Consider the following 22,356-nt stretch of genomic DNA (forward strand, 5'->3'; position numbering starts at 1 on the left):
CCTGCGCGCGCACGCGGTGGCTCCGGGACTGGTCGCCCCGAGGAGCCGGTCCCCCGTGCACGGCACGGCCGTCGGTGACGTCGAACCGGGGCGCGCCGGGCTTGGACAACGCGGCCATGCGGAGAACTCCTGTCGGCGGGGCGGCGGCGGGGCGGCGGCGGTGGCGGTCGGGTCAGTCCGCGGCGGGCACGGCGGCGGGCGCCGGGACGGGCGGCGCGGCCGGGCCGGCGGCGCGACGGGAGCGGGCGGTGCGGCGGGAGCAGGGCGGGCGGCGCGACGGGCGGCGCGGCCGGGCGCAGCGGCACGGTGGCGTCCGGCTCGGCGGCCCGCGGCAGCGGCACGTCGAGCAGGGTGGCGTCGTGCGCGGCCGGCGCGGTGGGTGGGTCGATCGGCAGGACGGCGACGGTGATGTTGTCGTGCCCGCCGCGCTCGACCGCGAACCGCACCAGCTCCTGCGCGGTGGCCAGCGGTTCGGCCCGGGCGTCGGCGCGGACGAAGAACGCCAGGTCGGTGGCGGCCTCGGCGTAGTTCCACAGGCCGTCGGTGCAGATCAGCAGCACGCCGGGGACGTGCGGGGTGAAGCTGACGGTGTGCGGGTCGAGGTCCTCGGCGTCGGCGCCGAGCCAGCCGGTGATGGCGTGGGCGCGCGGGTCGGCGTACGCCTCGGCCTCGGCCATCAGGTTGGCGGCGACCATCCGGGCCGCCCAGGAGTCGTCCTCGGTGAGCCGGTACGGCTCGGCGGACTCGCGGTCGTCCGGGATCCAGTAGGCGCGGGTGTCGCCGACCCAGCCGATGGTGACCAGGCCGCCGGAGCTGACCGCGCTGACGTAGGTGCAGGCGGGCGCGTTGCTGTGCCGCCCGTCGGGGGCGGTGCCGTCGTGGGCGAGCGCGGTGACGGCCCGGTTGGCGGCGCCGATCGCCTCGCGCATCGCCTGGCCGGGCTCGCGGCCGGCCGCCAGCGCGGCGACCAGCGAGTCGGCGGCGGCGGTGACGGCGGTGGCGGAGGCCTCGTCGGGGCGGGAGGAGGAGGAGACGCCGTCGCAGACCACGGCGAGCACCGCGGGCGTGCCGGCCGGGCCCTCGGCGGTGGCGACGGTGAACGCGTCCTCGTTGCGGTGGTGCCGCAGGCCGCGGTCGGAGACGGCGGCGACGCCGGTCAGCTCCCGTTCCTGGTGGTCGCGTTCGCGCGGCTGGGCCTGCCCGCAGCGCCGGCACCGGCCGTCGGTGAGCTCGGTGGCGCCGCAGTGCGGACAACTGGGCACGACGGGCAGGTCGCGCAGGGTCGGCGGTCCGGTCAGGGAGGTGCCGCAGGCCCCGCAGAACGCGTCCTGCGAGCCCAGCGGTTCGGCACAGTTCGGGCACTCGGTCTGCTGCGGCATGTTCACACCCATGTCCTGGGGCGGGCCCGGTCGGCCCGTTCCACCCACTCGATCCTCGTCTCGGCCCGGTCGGACAACCGGGCCAACATCCGGTAGGAGTGTTCCAGGGCGAGCCGCAGTTCCCGTTCCGCGGCGGGATGTCCCAGCACGGTCCGCGTGGCGGGTCCTCCGGTCGCTCCCACCGGCAACCGGTCCGGCGCCGGGCCGGGCACCTCGACGGCCGGTTCCGCGCGCCGCCCGGCCCGGGCGTCCGGCCGGCTCGGCACCTCGCGCAGCACGCCGGTCGGCCGCCCGGCCGTCTCCCCGGCGCAGCCCGCCCGTCCGCGGGCCTCAGCCATCGCCGTCCTCTCCCCGCCCGGTGTCCTCGGCCGGCGGCGGCGACGGCGGCTGCTGCGGCTGCCGTTCGGGCGGGCGCAGGGCCTGCTGGAAGCGGCCGACGGCCTCGGCGGCGGCCCGCAGGTCGCACGGGGCGCTCCAGAGCAGCCAGCGGGCCTTCTCGAAGCGCTCGACCACCTCCGGGTCCTCGGCCAGGCCGAACCGGGCGGCCATCGCCTTGTACGCCTCCAGCCGGCCGCGCAGTTCGGCCCGGACGGCGAGCGGCTGGGCGACCTCGGTGAGCGCCTGCCGGGCCCGGCCCAACTCCTTGGCGGCGGCGTCCTCCAGCGCGTCCAGCAGCGGGCCGAGCCGGTGCCACTGGCCGGTCTGCTGGAAGCCGACGGCCTGGCCGATCGCCTCGCGCAGCGCGGAGTGCGGGCCGGGCACGGCGGGCACCTCGGTCGCGGCGATCTTCGCCAGCACCTCGCCGCGCGCCCGGCGGGCCTCGGCGAGCGTCAGGTCGGCGCGCTGGAGCAGGTCGGCGACCTGCTGGAGCCGCTCGTGGGACTCGTCGCGCAGCCGCAGCAGGCCCTCCAACTCGACCCGCACGTCGTCCAGTCGGCGTCCCATCCGGTCGAACCCGGTGGTGTCCACGGCGCCGGTGGGGGAGGCCCAGGTGGCTCGTTGACAGTCAGCAGTTTCGGCGGCCCGGCCGCGCTGCGCGGGCACCCGGCCGGGCCGCCACAGCGCCAGCGGGTCGGCCACCGCCAGGGCCCGCAGCGCGGTCAACTCCTCGGCCAGTTCGGCCAGGTCGTCGGCCAGTGGGTGCCCGCCGGGGCGCACCCCGACCGAGACGGCCAGCATCTGCACCCGGCCGAGCTCGGCGAGCAGCAGGTCGATCCGGGCGGGCAGCGCCGACCAGACCGCGTCGACGGCGCTCACCACCTCGATCACCACCGCGTACCAGCCGTTCATCCGCTCCAGCAGCTCGCCCAGCGTGACCTGCTCCACCAGCCGGTCCGGGGAGGCGAACCGGCCCGACGGGTGGGGGAGCCGGCCGCCGGAGACGGTCACCGAGCGGCCGGCCAACAGCTCGCCGAGCTCGGCGAGTTCGGCCGCGGTGGGCCGGTTGCGCCGGGAGCGGACCGCGCGGGCCGAGGCCAGCGCCTCCGCGTACCGGTCGAACAGCGCCCACAGCAGGGCGACGCCGCCCTCGGCGACCGTCCAGCGCTCCTCGGTCCGTCCGGACAGCTCGGCGCCGGTCAGCAGCCGCAGCCCCGGGTGGTCCTGGAGCGCCAGCAGCGCCGCCTCGACCGCGTCGCGCTCGGCCCCCAGCCGGGCCAGCGCGCGGTCGACCTCCTCACGGTTCATCACCGGGCGGGTCGTTCCGGCCAACGCGGTTCCTCCTCTCGGCCACGGTCGTGGTGACGGGGCGTCGGTCCTGGGGCGGTCGGTGCGACGGCCCGTCGGCCGCCAGTCTCCCCGACGCCCGGTACCGCGCGGACGGCGGTCCCCGGATTCCCGCGCCGGACACCGCTCCGCGCCCCCGCCATCGTCCCCGCCGCAGCCCCTGCCGGAGCCCCCGCCGCCGCCGCTCCCGTGGCGGACCCGTCCCGCCGGTTCCGCGCCCGGCCTGCGGCCGCCCGTCGCCGTCCGGCCCCCTCGTAAGCTGGGCGCCATGCGTCTGACCGGAACAGTCACCCCCGACCGCCCGCTGCTCGTCGTCGCCCTGCCCGAGGAGGCCGCGTACCTCGACGGGGGGCTGCCGGTGCTGCTCACCGGGATGGGCAAGCTCAACGCGGCGGCTGCGCTGGCCGCCCTGCTGGCCGGGGGCGAGCGGCCCGCCGCGGTCGTCAACCTGGGGACGGCGGGCGCGCTCAGGCCGGGTCTCGGCGGCACCCACGAGATCGGCCGGGTGCTCCAGCACGACCTGGACGCCCCGATGCTGGAGCGGCTCACCGGCCACCCGATGGACGGCCCGATCGACCTCGCTCCGGCCGGTCCGGTGCTGGCCACCGGCGACCGCTTCGTCTCCGCCGACGCCGAGCGCGACCTGCTGGCCCGCAGCGCGGACCTGGTCGACATGGAGGGCTACGCGGTGGCCACCGTCGCCCGCCGCGCCGGGCTCCCGGTCCGGCTGGTCAAGCACGTCAGCGACGAGGCCGGCGACGGCGCGGTCCGCAGCTGGCAGGAGTCCGTCGACGACTGCGCCCGGCTGCTGGCCGACTGGGCCCGCACCCGCCTCGGCTGAGCCCCGGCGGGCCCGGGACGCGCCCCCCGGGAACGACGGAGCGCCCGTCCGGACCGCTCGGCGGTCGGACGGGCGCCCGGTGCGCGGAAGGTCAGCCCTGGTACGGGTTGGTGCCCGGCGCCGGGTACTGGCCGGGGGCCGGCGGGTACTGCCCGGCCGGCTGCTGGGGCGGGTACGGGGCGGCGGCCGGGGCCTGCGGGTACTGGCCGGGGACGGGCGCGGCCGGGTACTGGCCGGGGGCGGGTGCTGCCGGGTACTGGCCGGGGGCGGCCGGGCCGCCGCCGAGCAGGGTACCGACGAAGGTGTCCATCTCGGCCCGCCACATGCGGTGGACGTTCAGCCGGGTCGGCTTCGGCTCGTTCGGGAGCTGGAAGCGCAGCGAGCTCCACAGGGTGTTGCGCCGCACGTCGCTGATCGAGGCGCGGGCCTGGTCCAGCGGGATCACGTACAGGACTTCCTGCGGGCGGTTGCTGATCCGGGAGGTGCGGTGGATGACGACCACCCGGTGGGTCAGCGTGACGAAGTAGTACTTGACCATCAGCTGGCCGATGAGGCCGAGGATGCCGTTGGTCAGCCAGGGGCTCGGGCCCGTGATGGTCTGGATGATGGCGATCGGGCGGTCGTTGGGTTCGATCGCGGCGATTGACTCGGTGACCTGTTGCTGAATCGTGGACTTGACGATCGCCATCTGGCGTTGCTCCCGGCGCTTCCAGGCGCACGCCCCCGTCGGACGCGCTGTGAGCGCGCGACTCTAACAACCGGGTCGGACGTCTTCAACGGACAGATCAGGCATCCCGGACGCCATGACCGGATTTTCACCCAACCGATACCGGGCCCGGGAACTCGGCGGCGATGTGACGCACCGTCACCTCAGGGGCGGGTGTGCCGCGGCGACAGGTGCCGGGCCAGGACGTCCAGCGCGGCGGTGACCTCGGCGAGCCGCGCCGGGTCCGGGTCCGGGCCGAGCGCGGCGGCGAGCGCCTCGTCGACGCCGGCGGCGCGGACGGCAGCGACCCGGGCGGAGGGGCGTTCGGCGGGGTGGACCAGGGTGCGCCGCCGGTCGGCCGGGTCCGGTTCGGTGCGCACCGCGCCCGCCTCCTTGAGCCGGGCCACCGCCGCGGAGATCTGGCTCTGCGGGAGCCCGGTGCGGGCGGCGGTCTCGCCGACGGTGGTGCCGGGGTGGGCGCTGATGTCGCTGGCCGCGACCAGGGTGTTGCGGGTGCCGCCGGGGTGGCGGCCGCTGCCGCCGGGGGGCTCGGGCAGGGCGTCCTCGCCGATCTTCATCAGGGCGCGGCCCAGCAGGAACAGTTCGACTCCGTCCACGGGCCGATGGTACATCGAACCAGATGCATCGAAGTAAATACATCTAACTTGATGCATCGAGTTCGATGGATTAGCGTGGTGGGCGGAGCGGCGGACCGACCGCCGCGGAGGGGGATCCCGATGTCCGTCACCGGCACGCTCGCCGTACCCGGCGCCGTCCTGCACCACCGCACCGAGGGCACCGGCCCGCTGCTGCTGATCTCGCAGAGCGGCGAGGGCGACGCCGACCGCACCGTCGACCTCGTCGCGCACCTGGCCGACACCCACACCGTGCTCACCTACGACCGGCGCGGCCTGTCCCGCAGCCGCCTCGACCACCCCGAGCGGGGCACCAGCCTGGCCGAGCACGCCGACGACGTCCGGCGGCTGCTGGAGGCGGTCGCCGACGGGCCCGCGCTGATGCTCGGCTGCAGCTTCGGCGCGGTGATCGGCCTGCACGTCGCCGCCCGGCAGCCCGGGCTGCTGCGCACCCTGGTCGCCCACGAGCCCGTCGCCCCCGGCCTGCTGGCCCCCGCCGAGGCCGCCCGGCACCGGCGCGAACTCGTCGAGCTCCAGGAGCTGTACGGGCGCGCGGGCCTGGCCGCCGTCCTCCCCGAGATCGCCCGAGTGCTCGGCATCGACCCGGCCGCGGCCGACGCCGAACCCGGCCTCACCCCGCAGCCGCTCGACGCCCGGCGGGCGGCCGGCTTCGACCGCTTCGTCCGGCACGACTTCACCGCCGTGGTCGAGGACGTCCTCGACCTCGCCGCCGTCCGCGCCTCCACCACCCGGATCGTGCCCGCCGTCGGCCGCACCACCCCGCCCGCCGTGTTCGACCGCCGCTGCGCCCAGGCCCTCGGCACCCTGCTGGACGCACCGGTCGAGGTGCTGCCCGGCGGCCACAACGGCAACACCAGCCACCCCCGGGCCTGGGCCGCCCGACTCAAGGAACTCTTCGCCCAAGTGGGTTGACCCCGCCCGTCGTCGCGGTGCTGTGCGGGGTGAGCGTCGGGCCGCCGTCGTCGCCGACGGACAAGGCCGAGGTCAGACCGTGCCGAACTCGCCGGACACGGTGGCGGAGACGAAGGCCGCCCAGGCGCCCGGGGCGAACTCCAGGTGCGGGCCGCCGGGGTCCTTGGAGTCGCGGACGTGGCCCGGGTTCGCGTCGTCCACCTCGATGCACACGCCGCCGTCGTTGTTGCTGTAGCTGCTCTTACGCCACTGGCGAGGCGCTACGGGAGACTGAGGGGCAGGGCGCATCTGCGGTGATTCCTTCCAGCATGGATCTGACCACGAGCCCAGTGTCCCGGGGAGCCAATGCTTGAGCCCGCAGCAGATTGTAGAGGGCTTCGCGCTCTTTGACGTCTCGGGCTCCTTCGAAGACCGTCCCCGTGCGGCTGCTCTCCTCGTAGGCCACTCGCTTGCCGTCCGCCAGTGTCAGCAGCCCGAGTGATGCCGTCTCCGAGTGCCCGCCTGCGGCGTAGGGCAGCAACTGGACCGTGACGTTCGGCAATTCCGCCACGTCGAGGATGGCCCGCAACTGCCCGGCCATCACTTCGGGGCCGCCGTAGGCCCTGGCGAACGCGCCTTCGTCCAGGATGAACCAGTACTGGCATTCCTGGCTGTTGCGCATGCGGACCTGCCTGCCCAGCCTGGCGCGGACCCGCTCCTCCACTTCCTCTCCCGAGGTGAAGGGCAGCCCGGCTTGCAGGGCGCACCGGGCGAACGACTCGGTCTGAAGCAGGCCGTGCACGTTGGGGCTGTAGGACTCGTCGATCAAGGCCCGGTCGGCAAGGGACAAGATCCCCTGGTACTTCGCGGGATGGTTCTCCCGTCGGGCCAGCGGCAGCAGCCGCATGAAGTGGCCGCCCGTCTCGAAGACCCGGTCCAACTGCTCGGACAGGCCCTCGGGCACGCGGTAGTCCCCGCTCTCCACCCGGGACAGCGTGGCGATGGAGGAGAGCGCCTCGGTAGCCAGGCGGGACAGTGGCCAGCCGCGTTCTTCGCGGAGCCGCAGGACCTCGGAGCCGTAGAAGTGACGTGCACTCAGCGTCGGATCGGGTCGTCGCTTCTGAAAGGCCATCGCTGCCTTCTCCTCCCCGCCACGTTGCGTGCCTTGCGTGCAACGGGCCCCAGGAACCTAGGCGTTCCAGCCACCGGATGGAACGCGTCTCTCCTGTTCAGGGTAGCTCCGGTCGGCGACTATTGGAGCACGGAACGTGACATTCGCGAAGCGGGGAAACGAGCGGTGACCGCCCTGGCCGACTCCTTGCTCAACCGGTCTCACGAGGGAGGACACGCATGACCGCAACCCTGGAACCACCCGTCCGTGATACGCGCACGGTGCCGCACGGCGTACTGGCTCGGAGCGTCTCGAACGGTACGGGGGCGTCGGAGTACGGCGCGATGACGGAGGTGTTCACCAACCTGTTCCACGTCACGGCAAAGGGCCGGGCGGGGATCGTGGGCGTCCACGACGGGCAGCTCGAACGGCTCGCGGTCGAGGAGTTGCGTGCGCTCGACGTGCGACAGGTGACGCTCGACCGCGCGCGGTGTCGGACGGGCTGCGAAGTCGACGCCGACCGTCGGTGAACTGTGCGGGAACTGCGGAAGGGGTCGGCTCGCGGTCATGCCGGACGGCTCGATCTCGCCCTGCGTCCTCGGGCGGTGGATGCGACCGGGCCGCTCCCGGGTACGTACGACCGCATCGTGTCGACCGTCGGCGTCCGCCCCGTACCGGCCTCCTGGCTCGCCGCGCTGCGCCCGGGCGGGCGGCTGGTCACCACGATCCGGGACACCGCGCTGGTCCTGACGGCGTGGAAGACGTCCGACGGCGGGGCCCGGGGGGTCATCGAGCGGGACTGGGCCGGGTTCATGGGCACCCGTCACGACGCCGACTACCCGCCCGGACCGGTCGAGGCGTTCGAGACAGCCCGGGAAGCCGACGGCTCGTGGGCCCGCGCCGAAGCCGCCCGGTTCGAACCCCCGACCGTCCACCAGGGCGGCCCCCGGCGGCTCTGGTCCGAACCGGAGAGCATCCGCACCCGTCTCCTGGTCGAGGGCGGTCTGCCCCTGTACGGGTGCGACGCCACCGTGCGCCCGGACGGTACCGTCCAGCTGTCCCGCGGCCGGTGGGAAGCCACCGTCACCTGACCACCCGCCAGGGCATCCACCCCGCCCGCCGCGCCCACCGACGGCGCACTGCCCGGCCGGGCGCGTCCGCCGTGCTTACGCTCGCCCGGCCCGGACCGGGGCGGTGACGCGTGCAACGGGAGAGCGGATGACTGGACGGATGCGCACGGCGGTGCGCGGGCTGGTGGCACTGCTGCTGGCGGCGGGCCCGGTGGTGGCCGTGCCGCAGGCGGTGGCGGACCCGGCGACCGGCGGGACGGTGATCGTGGACGAGACCTTCCAGGGCTCCTCGGTGCCGGACCCGTCCTGGGAGCCGCTGGGCGACACCTGCCTGACCGGAGCCCCGGCGGGCAGCACGCCCGCGCCCGGTGACGCGCCGATCCCGTCCTGCCCGACCGGCGGCACCCCGGCCGCGCCGGTGCCCGGCGTGGTGCCCGGCTACCTGCAGCTGAACGACTCGGCCGGGTTCGTCGGCGGCTCGGTGCTGTACCGCCGCCCGGTGCCCGCCTCGGCGGGCCTGTCGGTGACCTTCGAGCAGTACCAGTACGGCGGCAACCAGCAGCCCGGCGACGGCATCGGGTTCTACCTGGTGGACGGCTCGACCCCGTTGGACTCGAAGGGCGCGGACGGCGGCAGCCTCGGCTACGCGCAGCGCAACCTCAGCCCCGGCGTGGTCGGCGGCTACCTCGGCGTCGGCCTCGACATGTACGGCAACTTCTACAACGACGGCGAGAACCGCGGCGCGGACTGCCCCACCGGCCAGCAGTCGCCGGTCAAGGTGGACGGCCCGGTCGCGCCCAACGTGATCACCCTGCGCGGCCCGGGCGCCGGCATCTCCGGCTACTGCTACCTGGCCTCCACCACCCGGCCGCCGGCCGGTGACCCGCCGCGGGCCGCGACCACGCTGCCCGGCAGCCTCGGCACGCCGTTCGGCACCACCGACCCGGCCGAGGCCAAGCGCACCGTCAACGTGCAGATCACCCCGGCGCCCTCGCCCCGGGTGATCGTCCAGGTGGACTTCCAGGACGGCACCGGCTGGCACCAGGTGCTGGACGAGCCGGCCCCGGCCGGGCTGCCGTCCACCTACAAGTTCGGGTTCAGCGCCTCCACCGGCGGCTCCACCGACGTCCACCTGATCCGGAACGTCAACGCCTCCTCGATCCTGCCGCTGGGCGCGCTCGACCTGGTCAAGCAGGTCGACCGGACCGGCCCCCCGCTGCCCGCCGTGATCACCGCCGGGACGGTCGTCCCGTACCAGTACGTGGTCACCAACGCCGGTGTGGTGCCGGTCAGTTCGCTGGCCGTCACCGACGACAGACTGGCGCCGGTGAGCTGCCCGTCCACCACCCTGCCGCCCGCGCCCGCGCCCGGCTCGACCGTGGTGTGCACCGGCAGCTACACCGTCACCGACGCCGACGTCGCCGCCGGGAAGGTCGTCAACACCGCGAACGCCACCGCGACCCCGGACATCGGCGACCAGCTGCACGCCGGACCGTCCACCGTCACGGTGCCGCTGGTCTCCTCGATGACGCTCGACAAGGAGGCGGTCACCCCCGCCCCGCACACCGTCGGCCAGGTGGTCGACTACACCTTCACCGTCACCAACACCGGCGGCTCGACGCTCTCCACCGTCGTCGTCCGCGACCCGCTGATCACCGACCTGGCCTGCCCCGCCTCGGTGGTGGAGCCCGGCGGCTCGCTGGTGTGCACCGGCAGCCACACCGTCACCGCGGACGACCTGGCGGCCGGCTCGTTCACCAACACCGCCACCGCCGAAGCCGTCTCCCCGATCGGGCAGAGCGTCACGGCCGACCCGTCCACCGCGACCATCCCGGTGGTCTCCGCCGACGACTTCGCCGACCTCGGCGTGACCGTCACCGCCGACCCGACGGTGCTGCCGGTCGGCTCCACCACCACCTTCACCGTCACCCTGCACAACTACGGGCCGCACGGGGCCACCAACGCGGTCGTCGCCAACCCGGTGCCCGCCGGGACGACCCTGCTCACCGCGACGCCCGCCGCGGGCACCGCGTACGACCCGGCGACCGGCACCTGGACGGTGCCCGCGCTGGCCCCGGACGGGACCGTGCAGCTCACTCTGCTGGTCCGGCTGGACGCCGCCGCGCCCGCCACCGACACCGCCACGATCACCTCCGCCGACCAGTACGACCCGGTGAAGGGGAACAACACGGCGAACGCCACCGTCCGGCCGCTCAACGAGACCGACATCGCGATCGGCAAGAGCGCCGACCCGGCGCGGCAGACCGTCGGCGGGCAGACGGTGTTCACCGTCACCGCCACCAACAACGGCCCGGCGCCCGCCACCGGACTGGCCGTCACCGACCCGGTCCCGGCCGGCCTGGAGCTGGTCCGGGCCGAGCCGGACACCGGGAGCTACGCGGCCGCCACCGGCGTGTGGACGATCGGCGACCTCGCCGTCGGCGGCCGGGCCCGGCTGCTGCTGACCGTCCGCGCCGCCGAGCCCGGCGCCCGCACCAACACCGCCGACCTGACCGCCCTCGACCAGCGGGACACCGACCCGTCCAACAACAGCGCGAGCGCCACCGTGACCGTCGACGCTCCCAGCCCCTCGCCCAGCCCGTCGCCGTCGCCGTCGCCGTCGCCCAGCCCGAGCCCGAGCCCGTCGCCGAGGCCCGAGCCCACCGGGCACCCGCACCACCACGGCCCGGAGCTGCCCGGCACCGGCGTGCCGGCCGCCTACGCGGGCGCGGGCGCCGTCGCGGTGCTGCTGCTGATCGGCGGCGGCGTGCTGGTCGCGGCCCGGCGCGCCCGCGGCCGACGGAGCTGACGCCCGGGCAGTGACCCGCGGGCAGTGACCCGCGGGGCGACGGAAACCGCCGGCGGGAGCGGGCGAGGCATGTGCGGTGCCTCGCCCGCTCCCGCCGGCGGCGGTCGTGCGGGGGTGCGGTCGTGCGGGGGTGCAGGGGTGCGGGCCGGTCAGGCCGCGATCGGCCGGGCCGTCGGGTACGCCTCGCGCAGCCGGCGGTGCACCTCGGGGGCGGCGCCCAGGTGGTCCAGGCCCAGCAGGGCCGCGCCCAGCACCGGCGGGGCGACGACCACCCGCGGTTCGGCGAGCGGCGCGTCGGCCGCCAGCCGGGCGGTCAGGTTGTCCAGCAGCAGCGGCTGCCGGGAGGCCAGCACGCCGCCGCCGAGCACCACCGGCACCGGCTGCCCCAGCAGGTCCAGCCGGGTCAGCGCGACCACGGCGAGCCGGGCCACCTCGTCGGCCTGCCGGTCGATCAGGCCGAGCGCCACCGGGTCGCCCGCGGTGCCGGCCGCGAACAGCACCCGGCAGACCTCGTGCAGCCGGGCCCGGTCGATGAGGCCCAGGTGCATCGCCTCGGCGACCGCGTTGGCGCCCTCCAGCCCGAAGTGGGCGCCGATCATCGGGGAGAGCAGGGTGGGGCCGCCGCGGCCGTCCTCGGCGCGGGCCGCGTGCCACATCGCCTCCTCGGCGAGCCCGCCGCCGCCGCCCCAGTCGCCGGTGACCCGGCCGAGCGCGGGCCAGCGGGCGGTGCGCCCGTCCGGCCGCAGGCCGACGCAGTTGATGCCCGCGCCGCAGACCACCGCGACGCCCAGCGGCCCGTCGGTGCCGGCCCGCAGCAGGCCGAAGGTGTCGTTGGCGACGTGCACCGACGGCGCCCAGCCGTAGCCGGATATCGCCTCGTGCAGCCGTTCCTCCTCGACCGGCAGGTCGGCGTTGGCCAGGCAGGCGCTGACGTGGTCGGTCAGCGGCCGCCCGCCGGGCCGCCAGTCGGCGCCGGCCTGCCGGGCCAGGTCCTCGACCAGCGGGGCGAGCGCGGCGACGGCCGCCGCCGCGCCGGTGTGCTGCGGCTGGAAGCCGCCGCCGCGGGCCCCGGCCAGGACGGTGCCGTCGGCGCCGACCAGGGCCAGGTCGGTCTTGCTGTTGCCGGCGTCGATGGCGAGGACGCCGGGCAGGAGTGCGGAGTGGCTCATCGGCCGGTCCCCCCGTGGTGGTGCTCGGAGCTGGTGGGGTGGTGCACGGTCATTGTGCCGGTCACGCCCAGCTCAGGTGCGCGCGGTTGTGCGCCAGCAGCCGGTCGGTGAGCTGGTCGGCCGTCTCGATCTGCCCGACCAGCGGGTGGGCGAGCAGCGCGTCGAACACCCGGTCCCGGCCGCCCTTGAGCGCGGCGTCCAGCGCCAGGTGCTCGTACGCGGTGACGCCCGCGATCAGGCCCGCGTAGAGCGGCTCGACCGGGCGCTGCGGCAGCGGGCGGACGCCGGCGGCGTCGACCTCGGCCGGCACCTCGATCACCGCGTCGTCGGGCAGGAACGGCAGCACGCCGTCGTTGCGGGTGTTGACCACCTGGACGGTGGTGCGGCCGTCGGTGCCCAGCAGCGAGGCGATCAGCTGCACCGCGGCCTCGGAGTAGAACGCGCCGCCGCGCTTGCCGAGCAGCTCGGGCTTGGTGTCCAGGGCCGGGTCGGCGTACATCTCCAGCAGCTGCTGCTCGATCGCGGCGACCTCGGCGGCCCGGGAGCCCTTGACCTTCAGCTCCTCCACCACCAGGTCGTGCTGGTAGAAGTACCGCAGGTAGTACGAGGGGACGACGCCGAGCCGGCTGATCACCGGCAGCGGCAGGTGCAGGTCGGCGGCGATCGCCTCGCCGTGCTCGGCGAGCAGCTGCGGCAGCACCTCGCGGCCGCCGGCCGCGCCGGCGGAGTCGAGCAGGGTGACGCCGCGCTCCCAGGTCAGGTGGTTCAGGCCGACGTGGTCCAGGCGCACCAGCTCCGGGTCGACGCCCAGGTGGGCGGCGAACTTGCGCTGGAAGCCGATCGCGACGTTGCACAGCCCGACGGCCTTGTGCCCGGCGGTCTGCAGGGCGCGGGTGACGATGCCGACCGGGTTGGTGAAGTCGACGATCCAGGCGTCCGGGTTGGTGCGGCGGACCTGCTCGGCGATGTCCAGCACCACCGGGACGGTGCGCAGCGCCTTGGCGAGGCCGCCCGCGCCGGTGGTCTCCTGGCCGACGCAGCCGCACTCCAGCGGCCAGGTCTCGTCCTTGTCGCGGGCGGCCTGTCCGCCGACCCGCAGCTGGAGCAGCACCGCGTCGGCGCCCTGCACGCCCGCGGCGACGTCGGTGGCGGTGGTGACGGTGGCGCCGTGGCCCTGCTTGGCGAAGATCCGGCGGGCCAGGCCGGCGATCAGCTCCAGCCGGTCGGCCGCCGGGTCGATCAGCACCAGTTCGCCGATCGGCAGGGTGTCGCGCAGCCGCGCGAACCCGTCGATCAGTTCCGGCGTGTAGGTGGAACCGCCGCCGACGATTGCCAACTTCAGTGCGGACATCAGCCCTTGACCCCTGTCAGTGTGACGCCTTCGACGAAGGCGCGTTGTGCGAAGAAGAACAGTACGAGCACCGGCGCCAGCACCAGCAGCGTGGCCGCCATGGTGAGGTTCCAGTTGGTGTGGTGGGCGCCCTTGAAGGACTCCAGCCCGTAGCTGAGGGTCCAGGCGCCCGGGTTCTCGGAGGCGTAGATCTGCGGTCCGAAGTAGTCGTTCCAGCAGCAGAAGAACTGGAACAGCGCGACGGCGGCGATCGCGGGCTTCGCCATCGGCAGCACCACCCGCAGCAGGGTGCGCAGTTCGCCGCAGCCGTCGATCCGGGCGGCCTCCACGTACTCCTTGGGGATGGTCAGCAGGAACTGGCGCAGCAGGAAGATGGTGAACGCGTCGCCGAACGCCATCGGGATGATCAGCGGCCACAGCGAGCCGGTCAGGTGCAGCTGCTTGGCCCAGAACAGGTACATCGGGATGACGGTGACCTGCGGCGGCAGCATCATCATCGCCACCACCGCCATCAGCGCCAGGTTGCGGCCGCGGAAGCGGAACCGGGCCAGCGCGTACGCCACCGGCAGGCTGGAGACCACCGTCAGCACGGTGCCCAGGCCCGCGTACAGCAGGGTGTTGCGCCACCAGGTGAGGAAGCCGGGGGTGTGCCACACCTTCGCGTAGTTCGACCACTGCCAGTGCTGCGGCCACAGGTCGGTGGTGAGGGCCTGGTGGTCCGTCATCACCGAGGTGAGGAAGACGAAGACGAACGGCAGCAGGAAGAACAGCGCGGCGGCGACCGCGGTGGAGTGCACCGCGACCCAGTGCAGGGCGGCGCGGCGGCGGGCGGCCCGGGCCGCGGCGGCCGGGGTGGGCAGCGGGCGGCGGCGGGGGAGGGTGGAAGCGAGTGCCATGGGTCAGTCCTCCGCCAGGAAACCGGACTTGCGGCGCAGCAGGACGCCGGTGAACGCCATCGAAAGGGTGAACAGGATGAGGGCGACGACGCAGGCCGAGCCGGTGTCGAAGCGCTGGAAGCCGAGGCTGTAGACCATCTGCGGCAGCGTCCAGGTGGAGCCGTGCGGGTAGCCGGGCTCGAACTGCTGCCCGGAGCCGCCGATCACGCCGGAGGCGACCTTCCCGGCCACGATCGCCTGGGTGTAGTACTGCATGGCCTGGATCACGCCGGTGACCAGCGCGAACACCACGATCGGCGAGATGTTCGGCAGGGTGACGTACCGGAAGCGCTGGAAGCCCCCGGCGCCGTCGAGTTCGGCGGCCTCGTACTGCTCGGTGGGCACGTCCAGCAGCGCCGCCATGAAGATCACCATCAGGTCGCCGATGCCCCACATCGCCAGCAGCGTCAGCGCGGGCTTCGACCAGGACGGGTCGGTGAACCAGCCCGGCTGCGGCAGGCCCAGCTCGCCCAGCAGGTGGTTGACCGGCCCGGTGCCCGGGTTCAGCAGGAACGCGAACGCCATCGTCGCGGCCACCGGCGGCGCCAGGTACGGCAGGTAGAAGGCGGTGCGGAAGAACCCGGAGCCGGACTTCACCTTGGTGACCAGCATCCCGATGCCCAGGCCGAACACCACCCGCAGCGAGACCATCACCACGACCAGCCACAGCGTGTTGCCCAGGCCCTGCCAGAAGAACGGGTACTTGGTGAAGACGTAGTCCCAGTTCTGCAGGCCGGCGAAGGTCGGCGGGGCGAACCCGTCGTAGTGCATGAACGAGAAGTAGACCGTCGAGACGAGCGGGTACAGGAAGAAGACGCCGAACCCGATCAGCCACGGGGAGAGGAAGGCCAGGGTCCTGGCCCGCTCCCGCCGGCGCTTGGCCCGCAGCGCCGGCGGGACGGTGGAGGTCACGGACGCCATGTCACTTCGCCTGGGCCACGGCGTCGTCGATCTCCTTGGCGGTGGCCGTCAGGCCCGCCCGGAGGTCGGTCTGCTGGCCGGACTCCACCGCGTAGCTGAGGTTCTGCAGCGACACCTGGTAGGCGCCGCCGTTGACGCTCGCCGGGGTGGTCGAGGAGTGCGGGTTCTTCGCGACGTCGACGAAGGTGCGGAAGTTCGGGTCCGCGTCCAGCTTCGGCGAGTCCAGCGCGGCCAGGGTGCTCGGCACGTTGTGGATCGCGTTGGCGAAGGACACCACCGCGTCGGTGTCGGTGGTCAGGTACTTGACGAAGGTCCAGGCCGCGGTCTGCTTCTTCGAGCCGTTGGCGACGCCGACGATGGTGCCGGTCTGGTAGCCGCGCCCGTACGTCGCGGCCTGGTCGTCCGGCACCGGGAACGGCGCGGTCGCCCACTCGAAGTCCGGCTTCTCCTCGGCCAGCGAGGCGGTCCGCCACTCGCCGTCCAGGCTCATCGCCACCTGCCCGGTCTGGAACGGGTTCTTGGCGCTGAACTCGTCGCCGAAGGTGGTCCGGTACTTCTCCAGCTTCTCGAACCCGCCGAGCCGGTCGACCAGTTGCTTCTGCCAGGTCAGCGCCGCGGCCACGGTCGGGTCGGTGGCCACGTTCGACGTGCCGTCCGGGCCGAAGTACGTGCTGCCGTACTGGCCGAGGTAGTGCGCGATCGCCGTCTCGTAGCCGTGGTAGTTCGGCATGAAGCCCAACTGCTTGAACGAGTCGCCGTCGGCGACCGTCAGCTTGGCGGCGTCCTCGGCGAACTCGCCGAAGGTCTTCGGCGGCGCGGTGATGCCCGCCGCCGCGAACGCGGTCTTGTTGTAGTACAGCCCGTACGCGTCGCCCAGCAGCGGCAGCGCGCACTGGTTGTCCTGGTACCGGCTGTACTGGAGCATCGCCGCGGGGAAGGTCTTCGCCGGGTCGATGCCGTCCTTGCGCAGCATCGGCCCGAGGTCGGCCCACACGTGCGAGGAGCAGAACTTGCCCACGTTGTCGGTGGAGAACGAGGACACCACGTCCGGGGCGTCCGGGCCGCCCGCGCGCAGCGCCTGCTCGGCCTTGTCGTCGGCGATGTTGCCGATCACCTTGACGTGGATGTTGGGGTGCAGCTTCTCGAAGGCGGCGACGTTGTCGTTGATCGCCTTCACCTCGTTGTCCTGGCTCCAGCCGTGCCAGAAGGTGATCGTCACGTCCTGGCCGGAAGCCGAACCGTCCTGCCCGCCACCGGAGTTGGTGCCGGTGCAGGCGGAGGCCAGCAGCGCCGTGCAGAACGCGGCGGTGAGCGCGGCCAGCGGGCGGCGGACGAGCGGGGATCTGCGGGTCGTGTCCACGGGGATTGCACTCCTGAGGGGTACGGCGGCAGGGCGGCATGGCCCCGCGGCCCATGGGGCGGGGGTGGAAGCGAACGTGCGTCAGTGCGTCGGCGGAGCCGGCGGGGTCAGTGGGTGCTGAACAGGACGTCCCGGGTGCTCGCCAGCGCGCGCTGCAGCGCGCCGGTCAGGACGGGCGGCCCGGGCACGGCCGACAGCCGCACCTCCGGCCGCGGGATGGACATCCGGCCCAGGGCCTCCTGGACCAGCTCCCGCAGGCGCTCCCCGCCCGCGGTCGGCGTCCCCCCGGAGAGCACCACCAGCTCCGGGTCCACCACCGAGGCGATCACGGCCAGCCCGACCGCCAGCCGTTCGGCCAGCTCGGTCAGGAAGGCCTCGCCCTCGGCGGTGCCCAGGGCCCCGGCCACCGCCTGCGCGGCGTCGGCGCCGCGCAGCCCGTGCCGGCGGGCCAGCGCCAGCACGGCCGGCTCGCCGGCCAAGTCCTGGAACCCGCCGGTCACCTTCCGGCGGGAGTTCAACGACACCGGGGCGTCCGGCACCGGCATGTAGCCGACCTCGCCCGCGCCCCCGGTGAAACCCCGGTGCAGCCGACCCGCGAGGACGATCGCCGCGCCGATGCCCTCCTCGGCCCACAGCAGCACGAAGTCCTCGCACCCCGCCGCCGCGCCGCCGGCCTGCTCGGCCACCGCGGCCAGGTTCACGTCGTTCTCGATCGACACCGGTGCGCCCAGGGCGAGTTCGAGCTCCTCCACCAGCCGCGGCGAGTGCCAGCCCGGCAGGTGCGAGGCGTAGCGCAGCTTCCCGGTCACCGGGTCCGGCGCGCCGCCGATCCCGATCACCACCTCGCGCAGCGCCCCCGGGGCGAGCTGCGCCCGGCGCACCGTCTCCGCGACCGCCTCGGCGACCCGCTCCACGGTCTCCGCGGCCGACCAGCCCTTGGTCGACACCCGGTGCTCGGCCAGCGTCGTGCCGGTGATGTCCGCGACCGCGACCCGCACCGAGGTGCTCGTCACGTCCACGCCCGCGACATGGGCCGCCGCCGGGTTCACCTGGTACAGCTGGGCGTTGGGCCCGGGGCCGCCGGCGGTCGTCCCGACCGGCACCACCAGCCCGACCGCCTCCAGCCGGGCCAGCAGCTGCGAGGCGGTCGGCTTGGAGAGCCCGGTCAGGCTGCCGATCTGGGTACGGGACAGCGGGCCGTTCGCGAGCAGCAGCTCCAGCGCGGCGCGGTCGTTTATGGCCCGCAGCAGGCTCGGCGTACCGGCCAGCGGGGAACGGGGCGTCTTTCGGGTGGTCACGGCCCGATCCTCCTCTGCTCACACCGTTGCGGCCAACTGTTAGGAAAGTTTCCAATCGCGAGGCGCAGATGTCAACGGTCCGACATCGGTTCGTTGTGCGGCGGTGGGGAAGACCGCCGGGCCCGGGGCGGGCACGCCGAGCGGCCCGTCCGCGCGGGCGGACGGGCCGGAGGGGGGCCGGAGCGGGCCGGGAGCGGGCTAGAACACCCCGGAGACGTGCGCGTTGGCGGCGATCACCGCGGTGACCAGCACGGTCAGCAGCACGCCCAGCGCGGCGGCCAGGTAGAGCCGGCGCTCGGGGGAGCCCTCGCCGGGCAGCGCCAGCACGCCGCCGGTGACCGCGGCGCCCGCGCGCAGCGCCCGCAGGGCGGCCTCGGCGGTGCGGGCGGCTACCAGGGCAGCGGGCCGTCCTCGTCGAAGAAGGCGCCGCTGGGCCCGTCGTCGGGCAGCGTGGCCAGCCGGATCGCGACCCGCGCGCCCTGCTCGGGGCTGCGGGTGCCCCGGTGGCCGTTCAGGTCGGTGGCGCAGAAGCCGGGGCAGCCCAGGTTGACCAGCACGCCGGTGCCGCGCAGCTCCTTGGCGTACTGCACGGTCACCGCGTTCAGGAGGGTCTTGGACGGCGAGTAGGCCGCCGAGATCGGGCCGGTCTCCCCGGCCGGGTCGGACTGCCGGGTCAGCGAGCCCACCACGCTGGACATGTTGACGATCCGCGGGGACGCCGAGCGGCGCAGCAGCGGCAGCAGCGCGTTGGTCACCCGGATCACCCCCAGCACGTTGGTCTCCAGCACCGTCCGGACCTCCGCCAGGTCGACCACGGTCGGCTCCTGCGGGACGGACCCGGTCACCGCCGCGTTGTTGACCAGCACGTCGAGCCGCCCGAAGCGCTCGGCCAGCACCGCGGCCGCCGCCGAGGCGTCGTCGGTGACGTCCAGCGGCACCCCGAAGGCGTCCGCGCCGCCCGCCCGCAGCGCCGCCACGGCCGCCGCGCGCCGCCCCTCGTCGCGGGCCCCGACCCCGACCCGCCAGCCCAGCGCGCCGAGGCCCGCCGCGATCTCGTACCCGATGCCCTTGTTCGCGCCGGTGACCAGCGCGACCGTCCTGCTGTCCGTCGTGTTCTCGTCCATGCCGTCCATGCTCCGGCCGCCGCCCGGGCCGCGGCCAGGACCGATCCGGGCACCCGGCGATACCCGCCGGGTATCGCCGTAGGCTGGGCGGGTGGAGACCCGGGAACTGCGGTACTTCGTGGCCGTCGCCGAGGAGTTGCACTTCGGCCGGGCGGCGGCCCGGCTGGGCATGGCGCAGCCGCCGCTGTCGCGGGCGATCGCCCGGCTGGAGCGCCGGCTCGGCACCGCCCTGCTGGAGCGCGACAGCCACGGCGTGGCACTGACCGGCGCGGGCCGGGTGCTGCTGAGCGAGGGCCGGGCCGCGCTGGACGCGGTGGCCGCCGCCGAGGCCCGCACCCGCCGGGCCGGGCAGCCCGGCCTGGTGCTGGCGGCGAAGGCGGGCGCCTCCGCCGAGCTGCTGGCGGCGCTGCTGGCCGCCTACGCGGCGCAGCCGGGCGCGGTGCCGGTGGACGTGCGGCTGTGCCAGTACGGCGAGCAGGGGCCGCTGCTGCGCCGCGGCGAGGCCGACGTCGCGCTGCTGCACCTGCCGTTCGACTCCACGGCCGGTCTGGACACCGAGGAGCTGCACAGCGAGGGCCAGGTCGCGGTGCTGCCCGCCGCCCACCCGCTGGCCGCCCGCCCGGAGCTGCGCCTGGCCGAGCTGGCCGGGCTGGCCGACCTGCCCGCGCCCCGCTACCCGCGCCCGGACGGCACCCACCCGGACGGGCCGGGCCCGGCGATCCGCGACCACGCCCAGCTCTACCAGCTGATCGCCCTGGGCCGGACGTGCGCCGTCCTCCCGGACTCCTGCCGCAGCCAGCTGCGCCCGGACGTCGTCCCGGTGCCCGTCCCGGACGCCCCGCGGGTCACCACCGTGCTCGCCTGGCCCCCCGACAGCCGCTCCCGCCCGCTGGCCGACCTGCTGCGGGCGGCGACGGGCAGCCGATCAGTGCTGGGTCGGTAGGGGCTTGGCGGCCAGCGAGCGCGCCGAGTTCGGGTCGGCCAGGGCGGACGGCGGGAGGATCTCGGGGGCGGTGGGCTGGGCCGGGACGGTGGCGGCGGCCTCCTCCTTGAGCTTGACGCCCGCCAGGTCGAAGGCGGCCTTCAGGCGCACCCGCAGGGCGCGCGAGACCTGGGCGGACTTCCCGGGGCTGCAGCGGGCCTCGATCCGCAGCTGCACGGAGTCGACCGAGACCGACTCGACGCCCAGCACCTTGACCCGGCCCCAGATCAGCTCGTCGTACGGGCTCTCCTTGGCGAGCTGCTCGGCGGTCTCGGCGACCAGCAGCTCGACCCGCTCCAGGTCCTCCTTGTAGCCGATCTGGACGTCGACGGTGGCGGTGCCCCAGCCCTGGCTCATGTTGGCGATCCGCTTGACCTCGCCGTTGCGGATGTACCAGATCTCGCCGGAGGAGCCGCGCAGCTTGGTGACCCGCAGGCCGACCTCCAGCACGGTGCCGGTGGCGACGCCGGTGTCGATCTCGTCGCCGACGCCGTACTGGTCCTCCATGATCATGAAGACGCCGGAGAGGAAGTCGGTGACCAGGTTGCGGGCGCCGAAACCGATCGCCACGCCGGCCACGCCGGCCGAGGCCAGCAGCGGGGCCAGGTCGACGCCGAGCACCGACAGGGCCATCAGCGAGGCGGTGCCCAGGATGGTGAAGGAGGCCGCCGAGCGCAGCACCGAGCCGATCGCCTCGGAACGCTGCTGCCGCCGCTCGGTGTTGACCACGCCGCTGTTGGCCAGCAGGCCGCCGAGCACCCCGTGGTCGTTGTCGGCCTCCGCGGGCCGCCCCATCCGGGCCACCAGCTTGTCGATCACCTTGCGGACCACGGCCCGCAGCACCAGGGCCAGCCCGAGGATGAAGACGATCCGGACGCCGTCCACCACCCAGCCCTGCCAGTTCTCGTCCAGCCACCCGGCCGCCTGCCGGGTGGTGTCCGTCACATCTGCGGCACTGGTGGGCAGCGTGAAGGTCGGCGCGGTGCTGTCGGCAGTGGAATCGGCGAGCATCGCCCCACTGTAGCGAGCCCGTTCACCCGCTCGGACGGCCCGTCAGGGCACCGGGCCGGTTCCGGACACGCACCGCACCGCCACCCGCACGGTACGTGCAGGAGGGCCGTCAGCTGGGCATACCGGCTATGGCGGCCCGCGCGGGGGCTCACCGCACGCGCGCGGGCCGTTCACGGAGAAATGGTGGCGTCGTACGACGGCGTAAGGCGACACTGAGGGGGATCACGCCCCGCGCGGGGCGCGGTCACCCGCTCGACTCGGCGCGAGCCACGCGCCGCAGGCGTCCAAGGAGGCCCCGTGCCGCATGTCCTTGTCCTCAACGCGTCGTACGAGCCGCTCGGTGTCGTCTCGATGCGACGCGCCCTCATCCTGGTCCTCAACCACAAGGCGATCGCCCTGGAGGATGCGGGCACCACACTGCACAGCGCCACCGGTGCCGTCCAGGCACCGTCCGTCGTCAAACTGACCCGTTTCGTGCGGGTCCCCTACCGAGGCCCCGTACCGCTGACCAGGCGGGCGCTGTTCGCCCGCGACCACGGCCGGTGCGTGTACTGCGGGGCCGCCGCCACCAGTGTCGACCACGTCATCCCGCGCAGCCGGGGCGGCCAGCACCGGTGGGACAACGTGGTGGCGGCCTGCCGCCGCTGCAACCACACCAAGGCCGACCGGCACCTCGCCGACCTCGGCTGGCGGATGAAGCGCCCCCCGGCCGCCCCCAGCGGCCTGGCCTGGCGGGTCATCGGCACCGGGATCAAGGACCCGCGCTGGCGGCCCTACCTGGAGCCGTACGGCGGCCTCGACCAGTTCCGGGACTTCGAGCACCACGACCATCCGGAGACGGTCCTGCCCGTTCCCGTCCGCACCCGTCCGATCCGCCGCGGCGAGCAGCACGCACCGCTCTCCGCCTGAACAGACAAGGGCCTGCCCGACACGACCACCGGTACGCCTCATGGGCCGCCGCCGCCCCCGGAACGGGAGCGCCGGCGGCCCGCCGCGTTCCCGCTGCCGGGGCGTCCG

At 74.6% G+C, this 22,356-nt stretch carries 22 protein-coding genes and 1 pseudogene; 7 read left to right on the top strand and 16 right to left on the bottom strand.

Annotation, left to right across the window (positions count from 1 at the left end):
* Nucleotides 1-389: 389 nt before the first annotated feature.
* From HUT16_RS38525 to HUT16_RS25465, 3 genes and pseudogenes are all read right to left on the bottom strand, one after another.
* Nucleotides 390-1,391, bottom strand: a pseudogene (locus tag HUT16_RS38525) (PP2C family serine/threonine-protein phosphatase); the annotation flags it as partial.
* Nucleotides 1,382-1,717, bottom strand: a complete 336-nt coding sequence (locus HUT16_RS25460; RefSeq protein WP_254897985.1) for a tetratricopeptide repeat protein — start codon at nucleotides 1,715-1,717, stop codon at nucleotides 1,382-1,384. The gene HUT16_RS25460 and the pseudogene HUT16_RS38525, both read right to left, overlap by 10 nt.
* Complete coding sequence (locus HUT16_RS25465; protein WP_254897986.1) at nucleotides 1,710-3,065, bottom strand: hypothetical protein; 1,356 nt, start codon at nucleotides 3,063-3,065, stop codon at nucleotides 1,710-1,712. Before HUT16_RS25465 ends, HUT16_RS25460 begins: the two co-directional genes overlap by 8 nt.
* A gap of 307 nt (nucleotides 3,066-3,372) precedes the next feature.
* Between HUT16_RS25465 and HUT16_RS25470 the strand changes: the two genes are divergently transcribed.
* Complete coding sequence (locus HUT16_RS25470) at nucleotides 3,373-3,945, top strand: nucleosidase (protein ID WP_176190374.1); 573 nt, start codon at nucleotides 3,373-3,375, stop codon at nucleotides 3,943-3,945.
* Nucleotides 3,946-4,036: 91 nt separating this feature from the next.
* On the opposite strand, the gene HUT16_RS25475 is transcribed toward HUT16_RS25470, so the two are convergent.
* Nucleotides 4,037-4,633: a hypothetical protein gene (locus HUT16_RS25475; RefSeq protein ID WP_176190375.1), complete on the bottom strand. Its 597-nt coding sequence runs from the start codon at nucleotides 4,631-4,633 to the stop codon at nucleotides 4,037-4,039.
* A gap of 182 nt (nucleotides 4,634-4,815) precedes the next feature.
* Complete coding sequence (locus HUT16_RS25480) at nucleotides 4,816-5,268, bottom strand: helix-turn-helix domain-containing protein (RefSeq protein ID WP_254897987.1); 453 nt, start codon at nucleotides 5,266-5,268, stop codon at nucleotides 4,816-4,818.
* A 120-nt stretch (nucleotides 5,269-5,388) separates the two neighbouring features.
* Here HUT16_RS25480 and HUT16_RS25485 point away from each other — a divergent pair, with 120 nt between their 5' ends.
* Nucleotides 5,389-6,219 (top strand): alpha/beta fold hydrolase, encoded by an 831-nt coding sequence (locus tag HUT16_RS25485; RefSeq protein WP_176190377.1) that lies wholly within the window; start codon nucleotides 5,389-5,391, stop codon nucleotides 6,217-6,219.
* A 72-nt stretch (nucleotides 6,220-6,291) separates the two neighbouring features.
* Here the strand turns inward: HUT16_RS25485 and HUT16_RS25490 are convergent, their stop codons facing one another.
* Together HUT16_RS25490 and HUT16_RS25495 are read right to left on the bottom strand one after the other, a co-directional pair.
* Nucleotides 6,292-6,432, bottom strand: coding sequence for a DUF397 domain-containing protein (locus HUT16_RS25490; protein ID WP_368662712.1), 141 nt, complete (start codon nucleotides 6,430-6,432; stop codon nucleotides 6,292-6,294).
* 28 nt (nucleotides 6,433-6,460) lie between these two features.
* Nucleotides 6,461-7,330: a helix-turn-helix transcriptional regulator gene (locus HUT16_RS25495; RefSeq protein ID WP_176190379.1), complete on the bottom strand. Its 870-nt coding sequence runs from the start codon at nucleotides 7,328-7,330 to the stop codon at nucleotides 6,461-6,463.
* Nucleotides 7,331-7,548: 218 nt separating this feature from the next.
* Between HUT16_RS25495 and HUT16_RS25500 the strand changes: the two genes are divergently transcribed.
* The 3 genes from HUT16_RS25500 to HUT16_RS25510 all read left to right on the top strand — a co-directional run bounded on the left by HUT16_RS25500 (nucleotide 7,549) and on the right by HUT16_RS25510 (nucleotide 11,188).
* Nucleotides 7,549-7,839 (top strand): hypothetical protein, encoded by a 291-nt coding sequence (locus HUT16_RS25500; protein ID WP_176190380.1) that lies wholly within the window; start codon nucleotides 7,549-7,551, stop codon nucleotides 7,837-7,839.
* A 117-nt stretch (nucleotides 7,840-7,956) separates the two neighbouring features.
* Nucleotides 7,957-8,400 (top strand): hypothetical protein, encoded by a 444-nt coding sequence (locus HUT16_RS25505; protein WP_176190381.1) that lies wholly within the window; start codon nucleotides 7,957-7,959, stop codon nucleotides 8,398-8,400.
* Nucleotides 8,401-8,527: 127 nt separating this feature from the next.
* A complete protein-coding gene (locus HUT16_RS25510; RefSeq protein ID WP_176190382.1) occupies nucleotides 8,528-11,188 on the top strand; it encodes a DUF11 domain-containing protein in 2,661 nt (886 codons plus the stop codon).
* A 149-nt stretch (nucleotides 11,189-11,337) separates the two neighbouring features.
* On the opposite strand, the gene HUT16_RS25515 is transcribed toward HUT16_RS25510, so the two are convergent.
* The 8 genes from HUT16_RS25515 to HUT16_RS25545 all read right to left on the bottom strand — a co-directional run bounded on the left by HUT16_RS25515 (nucleotide 11,338) and on the right by HUT16_RS25545 (nucleotide 19,346).
* Nucleotides 11,338-12,357 (bottom strand): N-acetylglucosamine kinase, encoded by a 1,020-nt coding sequence (locus HUT16_RS25515; RefSeq protein ID WP_176190383.1) that lies wholly within the window; start codon nucleotides 12,355-12,357, stop codon nucleotides 11,338-11,340.
* Between the two features lie 61 nt (nucleotides 12,358-12,418).
* On the bottom strand, nucleotides 12,419-13,699 hold the full coding sequence (locus HUT16_RS25520; RefSeq protein ID WP_176192869.1) for a 6-phospho-beta-glucosidase: 1,281 nt from the start codon (nucleotides 13,697-13,699) through the stop codon (nucleotides 12,419-12,421).
* 8 nt (nucleotides 13,700-13,707) lie between these two features.
* A complete protein-coding gene (locus HUT16_RS25525; protein ID WP_176190384.1) occupies nucleotides 13,708-14,604 on the bottom strand; it encodes a carbohydrate ABC transporter permease in 897 nt (298 codons plus the stop codon).
* Nucleotides 14,605-14,607: 3 nt separating this feature from the next.
* Nucleotides 14,608-15,564 carry a carbohydrate ABC transporter permease gene (locus HUT16_RS25530; RefSeq protein ID WP_176190385.1) on the bottom strand — a complete coding sequence of 319 codons (957 nt, stop codon included), beginning with the start codon at nucleotides 15,562-15,564 and terminating at the stop codon, nucleotides 14,608-14,610.
* Nucleotide 15,565: 1 nt separating this feature from the next.
* The gene (locus tag HUT16_RS25535; RefSeq protein ID WP_176190386.1) at nucleotides 15,566-16,924 is read right to left on the bottom strand and encodes an ABC transporter substrate-binding protein; all 1,359 of its coding nucleotides are present in this window, start codon (nucleotides 16,922-16,924) and stop codon (nucleotides 15,566-15,568) included.
* 107 nt (nucleotides 16,925-17,031) lie between these two features.
* The gene (locus HUT16_RS25540; protein WP_176190387.1) at nucleotides 17,032-18,222 is read right to left on the bottom strand and encodes an ROK family transcriptional regulator; all 1,191 of its coding nucleotides are present in this window, start codon (nucleotides 18,220-18,222) and stop codon (nucleotides 17,032-17,034) included.
* Nucleotides 18,223-18,420: 198 nt separating this feature from the next.
* Nucleotides 18,421-18,549 carry a hypothetical protein gene (locus HUT16_RS39335; RefSeq protein ID WP_303392099.1) on the bottom strand — a complete coding sequence of 43 codons (129 nt, stop codon included), beginning with the start codon at nucleotides 18,547-18,549 and terminating at the stop codon, nucleotides 18,421-18,423.
* Between the two features lie 62 nt (nucleotides 18,550-18,611).
* Nucleotides 18,612-19,346, bottom strand: a complete 735-nt coding sequence (locus HUT16_RS25545; RefSeq protein ID WP_176190388.1) for an SDR family NAD(P)-dependent oxidoreductase — start codon at nucleotides 19,344-19,346, stop codon at nucleotides 18,612-18,614.
* 91 nt (nucleotides 19,347-19,437) lie between these two features.
* Between HUT16_RS25545 and HUT16_RS25550 the strand changes: the two genes are divergently transcribed.
* On the top strand, nucleotides 19,438-20,289 hold the full coding sequence (locus tag HUT16_RS25550) for a LysR family transcriptional regulator (protein ID WP_176190389.1): 852 nt from the start codon (nucleotides 19,438-19,440) through the stop codon (nucleotides 20,287-20,289).
* Here the strand turns inward: HUT16_RS25550 and HUT16_RS25555 are convergent.
* Entirely contained in the window at nucleotides 20,272-21,339 is a 1,068-nt protein-coding gene (locus HUT16_RS25555; RefSeq protein WP_176190390.1) for a mechanosensitive ion channel family protein, read from the bottom strand. The genes HUT16_RS25550 and HUT16_RS25555 overlap by 18 nt on opposite strands.
* A 297-nt stretch (nucleotides 21,340-21,636) precedes the next feature.
* Between HUT16_RS25555 and HUT16_RS25560 the strand changes: the two genes are divergently transcribed.
* Nucleotides 21,637-22,248, top strand: coding sequence for an HNH endonuclease (locus HUT16_RS25560; protein ID WP_176190391.1), 612 nt, complete (start codon nucleotides 21,637-21,639; stop codon nucleotides 22,246-22,248).
* Nucleotides 22,249-22,356 lie beyond the last annotated feature (108 nt).

It is taken from the genome of Kitasatospora sp. NA04385, from assembly GCF_013364235.1.
In the GTDB taxonomy this organism is placed as follows: Bacteria; Actinomycetota; Actinomycetes; order Streptomycetales; family Streptomycetaceae; genus Kitasatospora.